Origin of the sequence: Motilimonas cestriensis (assembly GCF_021295315.1) — a bacterium.
GTDB classification, from domain to species: Bacteria; Pseudomonadota; Gammaproteobacteria; order Enterobacterales; family CBDFNC01; genus Motilimonas; species Motilimonas cestriensis.
This window is the reverse complement of sequence record NZ_JAIMJA010000003.1, coordinates 50680-62633: the sequence shown is the minus strand read 5'-3', so window position 1 is coordinate 62633 and position 11954 is coordinate 50680. Positions and strand designations below refer to the sequence as shown.

Here is an 11954-nt window from a genome sequence, read left to right as displayed (position 1 = left end):
AGAATAACCAATTAAGCCGGTACCTAAAATAGAGTATACAGATATGATAATTGTGGAAAAGATTTCTTGAATTTTTTCAAACTCTGTAAAACTCATTAAAATTCAGCTGAAAAATCTAAAGTGAAGGCGGTTTTAAAGTGAGATATATCGTGGAATAAATGTCAGAAAGAAAAGAGGTGGGCACTACTTACACTATGGCTGGATAGTGAATGACAGAAGCCATCATGCAAGTAGCCCCCAAACTCAACGAAACGCTGAGAAAAAGCAATGTGAGCAATGTCGTGCTTGCACTAAACAGAAAACGGTACAAAAACCTGTGTTAGATGTTTGTTAAAAGAATCTGCCGTGCCAACAAAGAAATGATAATGAATATCATTTGCAAAGTAAATAGCCTTACATACTTTCTTTATGATTGAAATTTAAGTAAAAAAAAGCCGACTATAAGAATAGTCGGCAAACTGGAAGCAATGTGAGCAATGTCGTGCCATTTGCCTAGCGCATTAAGCCATTATCAGCTCGTTGCTTTAGGAGTGCTTGGACAACGAGATAGATACTAATGATATCAATTATCATTTGCAACTGTTATTTTTATCTATTTTCAACTCTCCTTATTACCTACCTTATCTACCCTTAGATTTATACGTTTTCCATGCCTATTAAAAACAAGGTAACAGTCCAGCTGAAATCGCGCATTTGCATGATAATTGAGTATAATGAACGCGAAAATTATTAAGGGGTATCCAAATGAGAGTTTGTGGCGTTGAAATTCAGGGCAGCGAAGCTGTTATTTCACTATTGGCACTCGATAAGGGGCTATTTGAGCTACCGGAATGTCGCACACGTAAATTTTTACTAAAAGACGATGCCGATCAGGCGCTATTTAAAAAGTTTCAGTTTGATTTCGCTAAACTAGTGGAAGACTACAAAATCGAAAAAGTAGTAATTAAGTCCCGCCCACAAAAAGGCAAGTTTGCTGGCGGCGCAGTTGGTTTTAAAATTGAAGCAGCGATCCAACTTATTGATGGCTTAACCGTTGAGTTTATTAACGGTAACACTATCAAAGAACAAATAAAGCGTAACCCAATTGCTATCGACTTTGCCGTAACGGGCCTGAAAAAATTTCAGGAAGCTGCATTCACAGCCGCTTACGCTAACATGACCGAAAGCATGTATAGCAAAGATTAATTTGCGCCAACCATGCAGCTTTAGTATCAAAGGTGCATATTTATGGCTCCAAAGAAAAGGGGCGATGTTTTTCAACATCGCCCCTGATAGTCACAACATCTGCTCCGTGATGTATGGTGCTCCCTGCACTTTGACTATGTTAGCAGCCTATCCTTTGGTTGCATTTTTCGGTTATCCATAACCTAACAAATCATCCTGATTTGTTTTCTCTCTCCATCCTGGAGGTGTCCTTTACTGCATCCTGCAGTTGTCCTTACTTCTTCCTTGATTGTCAAACATCCTGTCTGACATCGACGTTCAACATCCTGTTAAACATCTTTTTGCTTCCTGCGAGATTAAATATAAGGGAAAACCCTAGTTAAAATACCTATAAATACCGAACAAAAATGGAAGCGTCATAATTACTCAATGAATAAACAATAATAAGTAATTAAAAAACAACCACTTAAAAAACAACCACAGCAATAACCATCTGCACAAAACGAGATAACCCTAGGAATAAAAGGTAAAAAATCACACTCGCAATAGCCGATCTCTCACAGCCACAAATCAGTCAATTGCCACGGGATAAGATAAAATCAATGGAAACGATATACACAGAAAAAATGCACACCTCACAAAAAGGCATAAACAGCACAGAAAGGTAAATACAACCATCGCCGACGATGATTAAGCTATAAAAAATTATATTTAACTCATTATTATTCAATAACTTTATATATTTCAGCATAAATTAATCGAATTAAGCGAAACAAAGAACAATTTTGATACTAAAGTTACAAGAGTTTGAGCAATTTGGGACGTAATTATGCAACTCAAGTATAAACTCGGCTTACTCTTTATCGCCATTGGCTTAATACCCGCTATTGTTAGTAGCCTAATCGTAGAGCAAATTGCTGCAAAAGCTTTACAAACACAGGCTTATGAGCAGCTTTCTGGATTATGGAAAATTAAACAAGCTCAATTGCAAAACTACTTCCAAGACAAACAAAGCGATCTTGCTGTGCTCACTAGCTTATTGAATAACTTACAAAAAGAAAATAAAGGGCAAGATGCGCAGGCGTACATTGACCGCTACCACGAGTTACTGAATACCTTTACTTTAAAAAAGCAGTACTACGATTTATTCCTCATTGATCAGCAGGGACAAGTTTTTTATTCCGTAACTAAAGAAGCCGACTACCAGAGCAATATACTCACAGGTCCTTATAAAACATCAGGCTTGGCAAAGGTTTTTAACAAATCTATCCAGCAGCAAGGTTTACAAATTGCAGACTTTGCTCCTTACTTGCCAAGTAATAATGACCCAGCTTCTTTTATTGCCACCCAAGTAACCCTTAACAACCAGCCTTATGTACTTGCATTACAGCTTTCCATTGACGAGATAAATAGCATCATGCAGTTGCGTGAAGGGCTAGGTGACACAGGAGAAACCTATCTTGTTGGGCCAGATAACTTAATGCGATCCGATTCTTTCCTCGATCCTACAAACCGCAGCATTAAAGCGTCATTTGCTGGAACCGTTGCCAACAATGGCGTTAACACCGCAGCAACCCAAGCCAGCTTTCGCGGAGAACAAGGTTTCGCAGTGATCCAAGATTACAATCAACACCCCGTCTTATCTGCTTACGGTAACGTAAAATTTGGAGACATCCAGTGGGCCTTACTAGCAGAGATCGATGAAGCAGAAGCCATGGCTGCGGTAGCGAAACTCACTAACAGTACTTATTACATTATGGGCCTTTCAAGCATACTTATTTTATTGGTTGCTTGGTTAACCACACGCAGCATCACCCAACCTTTGGGCGGCGAACCCAGTGATATGTTGCACTTAACCAGCAATATATCAAATGGCGATCTTACTTATAATTTTACCTTTAACCCGCAAGATAGCAGCGTTTATTCCGGCTTGGGGAAAATGCAGCAAAACCTGTCTGACCTATTAAGTAAAATTGCTGCAGCGAGTCAAACTATGTCTGAAAAAGCTGAAGAAACATCGGTAGTCTCTAATCAAACTCGCATTTCAGCAGCAGAGCAAACCAAAGAAATCGAAATGATGGCCACTGCAATGGAAGAGATGAATGCTGCAGCCAATGAGATAAACCATCATGCTAATTTAGCAGCAGAAGAAATTAGTGCTATTAACCGCCACCTCAATGAGGTCGATCAAGCGATTAATGACACACTCACCTCGATGGCTGACTCATTAAAACTAAATACCGAGACTGCCGATGATATGGAGCATCTCAATTTACACAGCCAAAAAATTGGCCAAGTACTGGAAGTGATCCAAACCATCGCCGAGCAAACCAACCTACTTGCGCTCAATGCGGCAATTGAAGCAGCCAGAGCGGGCGAACAAGGCCGAGGCTTCTCGGTGGTGGCCGATGAGGTGAGAGAGTTGGCGAAAAAAGTGCAAATTTCAACCAAAGATATCGAAGTGGTTATTGGCGAGTTAAACAATCAAGCGTCCAGTGTTTCGGGTTCAATGCGCGCCAGTGCCAGCCAGTCAGAACATACCTTTAGTAAAGCCAAAGAGATGCAGCAGGCATTAAGTGAAGTGGCTAAAACCATGAACCAAATTAATGAGCATGCCATGCAAACCGCCGTCGCTGCCGAGCAGCAATCGCAAGTCACTGCCGACATTGCCCGCAGCATCAGTAATATTGGCGTGGCAGCAGAGCAAAGCAGCCAAGGGGCACAACAAACATCTGAAGCCAGTAGTAATTTAGCGCAGCTTGCAGGTGAGCTAGAAAGCGTCACCCAGTTATTTAAATTTAAAAAAGTCCATCAAGAGCAGATCAACGCTTAACCAAGATTAATCGTAATATAAAAAAGGGAGACCGCTTTTGGCCCCCCTTTTTCACTTGATACAACTCACAACAATCCTGCCAAAAAGACAACCCTATTACTCATCTTCTACCACATGAATAACACCGCGATACATCTTCATTTGGCAATGGAATTCATATTTGCCCACCGCTAACTCGGGCAATGAAATATCATGGGGCTGATTGGTGGGTAAATTATCACTCACTGACAACGTCGGTATTTGTACTACCTCGGCGCAAAGTGACGGGTCTCGACGGATAAAGCGCAACGTAAAGGGTTGCCCTGCCAGCACCTTAACTTGTGCGGGCGTGTAGACACCGTCTTTGACTTCAATCTCAATATTACCCTTATTTGTACGCTGCTTAGGCGGCTGATATAGCCAAAACCACCAAACAATAAAACCTATGAGTACCAAGCCAAGTAAATTAATCACTATCATGTCTTGCTCCTAATGCTGCTTCGCTTTAAACCAACGTAATCGATTAGCATTACTCACCACGGTCAACGAGGAAAATGCCATGGCAGCCCCGGCTATCACCGGACTTAACAAAATACCAAAGAAAGGATAGAGCAGCCCCGCCGCGATGGGCACCCCCGCCACGTTATAAACAAACGCACCCAATAAGTTCTGCTTTATATTGGTTAAGGTTGCCTTACTCACCGCAATGGCATCAGCCAAGCCATGTAAAGAGCCTCGCATCAAGGTAATGTCGCCACTCTCTATCGCAACATCGGTGCCGGTGCCAATGGCAAAGCCAACATCGGCTAGCGCTAATGCCGGCGCATCATTAATGCCATCGCCGACCATACCGACAATTTCACCGGCTTGCTGAAACACCTCTACCTGCGCGGCCTTATCTTGTGGCTGCACTTCGGCATAAAATTCATCGACCCCCACTTGTTTTGCCACTGCTACCGCGGTATCGCGATTATCACCGGTCAACATCACCACTTTGATGCCGTTGCTTTGTAACCTCGCAATAGCCGCCTTTGAATCGGCTTTAATCGCATCAGCCACCGCAATCACCGCCACTAACTGGTTATTAATCGCAAAGTACATTGGCGTTTTCGCCTGCTGCGCCAATTGTTGCCCTTGTTCAACAGCTTGATCTAACGCCACGCCTTGCTGTGTCATCAGTTTTTCATTACCAAACAACAAGTGTTCGCCTTCGCAAAGCCCCTCAACACCTTGGCCCGCTATTGCATTAAACTCAGTTACCTCAACCAAGTTAATAGATTGCTCTTTGGCACTGCTCACCACCGCCATTGCCAAAGGGTGCTCGGAGTGAGATTCAATACTGGCGGCTAGCTGTAACACCCGAGATTCGTCACGGTCATCAAGCACAATAATATCGGTCACCGACGGTGAGCCTGCTGTAATGGTACCGGTTTTATCCAGCACCATAGTGGTGATTTTCGACGCCGTTTGCAGCGCTTCACCATTACGGATTAACACGCCCGCTTCCGCTGCTTTACCAACCCCAACCATCACTGACATCGGCGTAGCTAAACCTAGGGCACAAGGGCAAGCAATAATCAGTACCGTGGTCGCTGCGGCAATCGCAAACGCCAATTGTGGCTCGGGGCCAAAGTTAAGCCAAACTAACGCACTGATAATCGAAATAATCATAATGGTGGGAACAAAATAGGCCGAAATAACATCCGCTAGGCGACCAATGGAAGGTTTCGAGTTTTGCGCTCGTTTAACCATGCTGATAATTTTCGCTAATGCCGTATCTTTACCAACCCGGGTCGCCTTAAACAATAACGACCCCGTTTTATTGAGCGTGCCCGATGCCACCTCATCACCTTTGCGTTTTTCGACTGGCACAGGCTCGCCCGTTAGCATGGATTCATCAATCATACTGCTACCTGATATTACCTCACCGTCAACCGGAATTTGCTCGCCCGGCCGCACTTTAACAACATCATCAAGTTGCACTTTGGCAATCGCAATATTGACCTCTTCTTCATCCCGGATCACCGTCGCGGTTTTCACTTGCAGGCCAATTAAGCGCTTAATCGCCTGTGAGGTTTTACCTCTGGCTTTGACTTCAAAAGCTAGCCCCAAATTAATTAAGCCGATGATCATCGCCGTTGCTTCAAAGTAAACATGGCGGGCCATTAACGGTAATAAGTCAGGTACAAACACCACCAGCATAGAGTAGAGCCACGCGGTACCGGTGCCTAACGCAATCAAGGTATCCATGTTGGCAGAGTGGTGGATAAAGCTGCGCCAAGCGCCAAAGTAAAAGTGCTTACCGGAAAAATACATTACCGCTAAGGTCACTAAACCAACTAAGCCCCATACCACTTGCTCCGTCACTGTGGTCACGGTCATCGTGCCGCCGACTAAGCCATAAATCATCAAGGGCACGCCGACCCCTAATGCAATCCAAGTATGGCGCAGCAAGGTTTGGTAATAGTTTTGCTCTTCTTGCTCTTTCTCAGTTAACGTATCCGCTTCATCTTCGGTGGCGGCCATTTTTGCATGATAACCTATCTGCTCTACCGCCTGGATCAGCACCTCTAACTTAACATCGCCTGACACAGAAGCGGTGCGATCAGCAAAGTTCATTTGCGCCTGAGTCACGCCGGGCACGTTATTAAGCGCCTTTTCAATTTTATTAACACAACCAGCACAACTGGCGCCTTCAATTTGCAGCACTTGCTCTAACGCAGGCTGCTCTACTTGGTTTATTGATTTATCCATGATTAAGCCTCTTGCGAATCAACAAAATGAGCCATGCCAAACTTTTCAATCAAGTGGCAAATCATGTCATCAGTAGGCGCCATATCTGGCTTATCATGCCAACTCGACACCGCTAGTTTCATGCGGTCGTATTGCTGCTGCATATGCTGTAACCGCACTTGCGTTTCCTGCAGCCGCAACTCAATCAAATCGCGCACCCGTGGGCAAGCAGAATGACCGGCATCAGACTCGGCTAAAATTTCTTGAATATCTTCAACAGAAAACCCAAGATCCCGCGCACAAACGATAAAATGCAACCGATTGATTTCACTGGTGGGGTAATTTTTATAGCCATTTTCAGGTGATTTTTTTGGCCGCAGCAATTTAATTCGAGTGTAATAGCGCACCGTGTCGGGGGTAACATTAAGATGCCGCGCCAACTGAGTTACTTTCATTTCTAAACTCCCGCTTGTGACAGATAAGAATGAGCCATAAATTAAGCTTACACCTATGCCTTACACACAAGTCAAACAGAAACAGTAAAACAGGTTAGCGAATGAGTATAAATGAACCGAAGTGACAGTCAGAACAAGCCTATGGGATAGACCTTATACTGCCACTACCAACCTAGGCCAAGTTAAGGTTCGCCATGGCTATTACTCAATGGCGAAAAATGCATCGCCAACGCGGTGTCTAGCATACGATTCGCAAAACCCCATTCATTGTCACACCAAACCAATGTTTTCAATAGATTACCGTTACTTACGCGAGTTTGAGTGCCATCAATAATGGCACTGTGAGAGTCATGATTAAAGTCAACGGAGACCAGCTCAGCTTCGCTATAATCAACAATGCCTTTATAAAACGAGCTGGTTTGCTGCTGCAACAGCTGATTTACCGCGTTAACGTCTACTTGTGTTTTTAAGCTAACACTCAGATCCATCGCCGTGACGTTAATGGTGGGTACGCGCACCGCAATCGCTTCAAATTTATCGGCAAATTCAGGCAAAATACGCTCTATACCGCGTGCGAGCTTAGTGTTCACAGGAATGATAGAGCTACTAGCAGCACGCGCGAGGCGCAAATCAGAGTGGTAAGCATCAATCACTTGCTGGTCGTTCATTGCCGAATGAATAGTGGTGATAGTGCCTGATTCAATGCCAAAGGCTTGATGCAGCAAATTAATCACGGGCACAATGCAGTTTGTGGTACAGGAGCCATTAGACACTATGCGATCGGCTTGGGTTAAGCTTTGATGATTAACGCCATAAATAATGGTGTGATCTAAGTCTGCTGCGCCGGGATGGGAAAATAGCACCTTACCCGCACCCGCATGAATGTGCGCTAAGCCATCGGCGCGGCTACCGTATTTACCGGTACAATCGAGCACAATATCGACGTCTAAATCGTGCCATGGCAGTAATTGAATATCCCCTTGGTGAAAAATGGCAATCGAATGCTCTGCAACATAAAGATGTTGTTGATCAAAGTCGACTGACTGCTCAAAACGGCCATGACTGGAGTCATATTGCAGCAAGTGCGCCATCGCTGCCGGTGTGGCTAATTCATTAATCGCGACAATTTGAATTTGCTGGGTGTAATTATTTTCATATAACGCTCTTAGTACACTACGCCCAATACGACCAAAGCCATTTATCGCTACTTTTAACATTACTTTACCCTATCTAATCTGTCGCCAATCGCCAGCACACCATACTTAATCTACTTGTCACAATAAAGTGTGAACTTGGTCTATATCATTTATCGTTTGTATATTGAATAATCAGCACGGTTTATATTTACTTTACCTTCTAAGGTGCTTATTTATTGTTTTACTTGGTCAGGTTCACTCAGTTCACCTTGCTAGTTTGCTGCTTTATCACCAGCCCGGCTAGCTATGGTAATGGTTTGATACTGACACCTGAAGAAGAAGCATTCCTTACCGAACATCCGGTGATCCGAGTTTCTAACGAAACAGACTGGCCCCCCTTAGACTTTGTTGATAATCAAACACCAGCAGGCTATTCCATTGATTATCTAGATATCATCGCCGATAAAATTGGGGTTAAGTTCGACTACATCAACGGTTATAGCTGGTTTCAATTGCTGGAACAAGCCAAAGCGAAAGAAATCGATTTAATGCATGTAGTGGCCGATTTACCTGAGCGGCAAGACTTCCTACTGTTTACTGAGCCTTACTTTGAACTTCATTCGGTCATCGTCACCCAACAAAAAAACGCTCATTTATCTCACTTAGCAGCCCTGCAGGATAAAACCTTAGCGGTTATCTCTGGCTATTACTCCACCATGTTTATCGCCAAGCATTATCCCAATATTAAGCTACTTAACGTCGCCTCTCCGGTGGAAGCTTTACGCGCAGTAGCTACCAATCAAGCAGATGCTTACATCGATAATTTAGCCACTATCAACTATTTAGTTGAAAAGCATTTACTAGCAAGCCTAGTTGTCGCGGGTAGCGTTGATGTTACTAACGGTAAAGCTGAAACCTTACACATAGGTGTTCGCGAAGATTGGCCATTACTCCATAGCATCATCAATAAAGCGATGGCTGAAGTTAAAGAAAGTGAACTTATCGCGTTAAGAAAAAAGTGGCTCGGTGAATTTGATAAACTATCCCAAGCCAACGCCCTCAATTTAACCCAAGTTGAACAAGACTACTTAAGCAAATTAAGTACTCTTTCATTATGTGCCGATCCCGATTGGATGCCCTACGATAAAATTGATCAACAGGGTCACCATAAGGGGCTGTTTGCTGACTACATTCAGCTGATCAGAAAACGCTTAAAGCTGGATATCGTACTTAGACCAACAGACAGCTGGCAGGCGACTCTTGATGAAGCTCAAGCAGGCAATTGCGATCTTATTTCAGGTATCATCAACACTCCGCAGCGCCAGCATTACCTCAACTTTAGTCAGCCATTTCTTAGCTCACCCGTTGCTATTATTAGTCAAAATAAACATCCCTATTTCACCTTAGAGCAGCTCAATGGTAAAACATTAGCCATTGTCGAAGGCTACTCGGATGAGGCTGATATAACCAGAAGCTACCCTGAAATAGAAATAAAGCGTTACAAAGATGTGAGCGCTGGATTAGTCGCAGCAGCCACGGGCGAAGTAGATGCCACTTTAGGTACGTTATTTGTCAGCCTTTATCACATCCAAGCGCAAGGGTTGGCAAACTTAAGCTTGCACGGTTTTACCCCATTCAAAAACCATTTCAGCGTCGGCATTGGCCACAAAGATCCCTTACTAACCGGCATTATCAATAAAGCCTTAATTAGTATTACACCGGAGGAGCACATCGCCCTGCGCAAACAATGGCTCAGTATCAATGCCACACAGGATAACTCACAGCTGATAGAGAATAGCTTAAAATCGGGTTTAGATATTGAGTTTAGTAACGAGTTATTTACCTTAGAGCAGCAAGCTTATCTTAGTCATAAACCTTGGATTACCATGTGTGTTGACCCAAACTGGGCCCCCTTTGAATGGATAGATCAACAGCAGCAACACCAAGGCATAGTAGCTGATACGATGAAGCTTTATGAAGCAAAGCTAGGTAAGCAGTTTAAGTTAATTCCAACACGCAGCTGGACCCAAACCTTAGCCAAAGCAAGGCAGCGGGAATGCGACATCATTTCTGCCGCTGCCAAAACGCCTGGCAGAGATAGGTATTTGGACTTTGGTGAAGCCTTTATGAAGCTGCCAGTGGTGGTTATTACCCGAGAACTGCCCTACTTTATTGGTAATTTAGGGCAAATAGAAGGAGAGCCTATCGGGGTTGTCGCGGGTTATTCACTGATTGAATCGGTAAAGGAAAAGTATCCCAGGGCCAACATTATTGAAGTCAGTAATGTTGAAAAAGGCATTGAGATGGTGTCCAGTGGCGAACTGTTTGCCTTCTTAGATACAGTCGCTTCGGTAAGCCATGTGATCCAACAAGGTAAAATCAGCAATGTTAAGATCAACGGGGCCACAGGCTTAGAATGGTCCATTGGCGTGGCCACCCGCAACGATGAACCCCTGCTACGTGACATTTTTGACATTGCCACTCGCGATATAAAACCGACTGAGCACGACGAAATATTCAATCGCTGGATTAATATCAAATATCTCTATGAAGGAGATTATCGCAAACTATGGCCAATTGCGTTCTCGCTGGCCGTGTTATTAAGCCTATTCATCTACTGGAACCGCAAGCTAAGCGCCCTAAACAGAAAAATAAACAACTACTTAGATATCATTGATCACCATGTACTCAATTTAAAGATAGACACAAACCAAAGTATTATTGATGTCAGTGACGCCTTTTGCCAGACCATAGGCATGGCCAAATATAAACTGTTAAACAGTGACTTTAGATTGTTATATAGCAACGCCAACCCAGAAGAGACTGAAGACAGCTTTTTTAAAGCAATACAACAACAGCGACATTGGCAAGGCGAATTCAGCTACCACAACCACAGCGGCCAAAAGATCACCACCCAAACCTTTCTTTCGCCTTTAAAGCGTGGCCATCAAGTGATCGGTTTTAGTGTTATTCAACAAGACATCACCGATAAAAAACGCATTGAGAATATTACCCGCATTGATGAACTGACGGGTTTATTTAACCGCCGCCATTTCAATGAGATTTTTCCAAAAGAATTAGCCAGAGCAAAACGGGATAAGAAGCTGTTTGGATTTATGATCATCGATGTCGATAACTTCAAAGCCTTTAATGACACTTATGGCCACCCGAAAGGGGATCAAGTACTGATTGATCTGGCGAAGGCGCTAAAAAGCAACCTTCACCGTGCCTGTGATTATGTCTTTCGTCTTGGTGGTGAAGAGTTTGGCGTGATTGTTTCGGGTGCTGCGCTCGATAGCGACATATCCGACATTGCCTATCGTCTAAAGGAATCGGTTGAAGCACTGCAAATTACCCATCTGCGTAATCAACCTTACGATATTATTACTATCTCCGTCGGTGTAAATATTATTCACTTTGATCAAGACATTGACCAAGAAACTATTTACCAACAAGCCGATGACGCCCTGTATCAAGCCAAGGGCCACAATCGTAACTGCGTGCTGCTAGCCAAATAGAAACAAAAACTATCAAAAAATAAAAAGTAATAGTTTAAAGCTATCAATACTATTGTTCTAAACCATTTCTAAGTTTCACCAGGTTACCCCATACTTAACCCATCAAAACGACAAACCTTTTATAAACAACAAGGAA

7 protein-coding genes are annotated in these 11954 nt (G+C 43.5%); 3 read left to right on the top strand and 4 right to left on the bottom strand.

Annotation, left to right across the window (positions count from 1 at the left end; genetic code table 11):
* The first annotated feature begins 744 nt into the window (after nucleotides 1-744).
* Together K6Y31_RS03675 and K6Y31_RS03670 are read left to right on the top strand one after the other, a co-directional pair.
* The gene (locus tag K6Y31_RS03675) at nucleotides 745-1185 is read left to right on the top strand and encodes a DUF3010 family protein (RefSeq protein WP_232801583.1); all 441 of its coding nucleotides are present in this window, start codon (nucleotides 745-747) and stop codon (nucleotides 1183-1185) included.
* Between the two features lie 808 nt (nucleotides 1186-1993).
* On the top strand, nucleotides 1994-3997 hold the full coding sequence (locus K6Y31_RS03670; protein WP_233051496.1) for a methyl-accepting chemotaxis protein: 2004 nt from the start codon (nucleotides 1994-1996) through the stop codon (nucleotides 3995-3997).
* Between the two features lie 96 nt (nucleotides 3998-4093).
* Here the strand turns inward: K6Y31_RS03670 and K6Y31_RS03665 are convergent, their stop codons facing one another.
* The 4 genes from K6Y31_RS03665 to epd form a co-directional block, all read right to left on the bottom strand.
* On the bottom strand, nucleotides 4094-4456 hold the full coding sequence (locus K6Y31_RS03665; RefSeq protein WP_233051495.1) for a cupredoxin domain-containing protein: 363 nt from the start codon (nucleotides 4454-4456) through the stop codon (nucleotides 4094-4096).
* A gap of 9 nt (nucleotides 4457-4465) precedes the next feature.
* Nucleotides 4466-6730 (bottom strand): heavy metal translocating P-type ATPase, encoded by a 2265-nt coding sequence (locus tag K6Y31_RS03660; protein WP_233051494.1) that lies wholly within the window; start codon nucleotides 6728-6730, stop codon nucleotides 4466-4468.
* Between the two features lie 2 nt (nucleotides 6731-6732).
* A complete protein-coding gene (locus K6Y31_RS03655) occupies nucleotides 6733-7164 on the bottom strand; it encodes a MerR family transcriptional regulator (protein ID WP_233051493.1) in 432 nt (143 codons plus the stop codon).
* A gap of 182 nt (nucleotides 7165-7346) precedes the next feature.
* Nucleotides 7347-8381 (bottom strand): erythrose-4-phosphate dehydrogenase, encoded by a 1035-nt coding sequence (gene epd, locus K6Y31_RS03650; RefSeq protein ID WP_233051492.1) that lies wholly within the window; start codon nucleotides 8379-8381, stop codon nucleotides 7347-7349.
* A gap of 155 nt (nucleotides 8382-8536) precedes the next feature.
* Here epd and K6Y31_RS03645 point away from each other — a divergent pair, with 155 nt between their 5' ends.
* Nucleotides 8537-11818 (top strand): transporter substrate-binding domain-containing protein, encoded by a 3282-nt coding sequence (locus K6Y31_RS03645; protein WP_233051491.1) that lies wholly within the window; start codon nucleotides 8537-8539, stop codon nucleotides 11816-11818.
* The last annotated feature ends 136 nt before the right edge of the window (nucleotides 11819-11954 follow it).

Excerpts from the sequence above, each read along its gene's own strand:
- K6Y31_RS03675 (WP_232801583.1), top strand. The coding sequence starts at position 745 with ATGAGAGTTTGTGGCGTTGAAATTCAGGGCAGCGAAGCTGTTATTTCA.
- K6Y31_RS03670 (WP_233051496.1), top strand. The coding sequence starts at position 1,994 with ATGCAACTCAAGTATAAACTCGGCTTACTCTTTATCGCCATTGGCTTA.
- K6Y31_RS03665 (WP_233051495.1), bottom strand. The coding sequence starts at position 4,456 with ATGATAGTGATTAATTTACTTGGCTTGGTACTCATAGGTTTTATTGTT.
- K6Y31_RS03660 (WP_233051494.1), bottom strand. The coding sequence starts at position 6,730 with ATGGATAAATCAATAAACCAAGTAGAGCAGCCTGCGTTAGAGCAAGTG.
- K6Y31_RS03655 (WP_233051493.1), bottom strand. The coding sequence starts at position 7,164 with ATGAAAGTAACTCAGTTGGCGCGGCATCTTAATGTTACCCCCGACACG.
- epd (WP_233051492.1), bottom strand. The coding sequence starts at position 8,381 with ATGTTAAAAGTAGCGATAAATGGCTTTGGTCGTATTGGGCGTAGTGTA.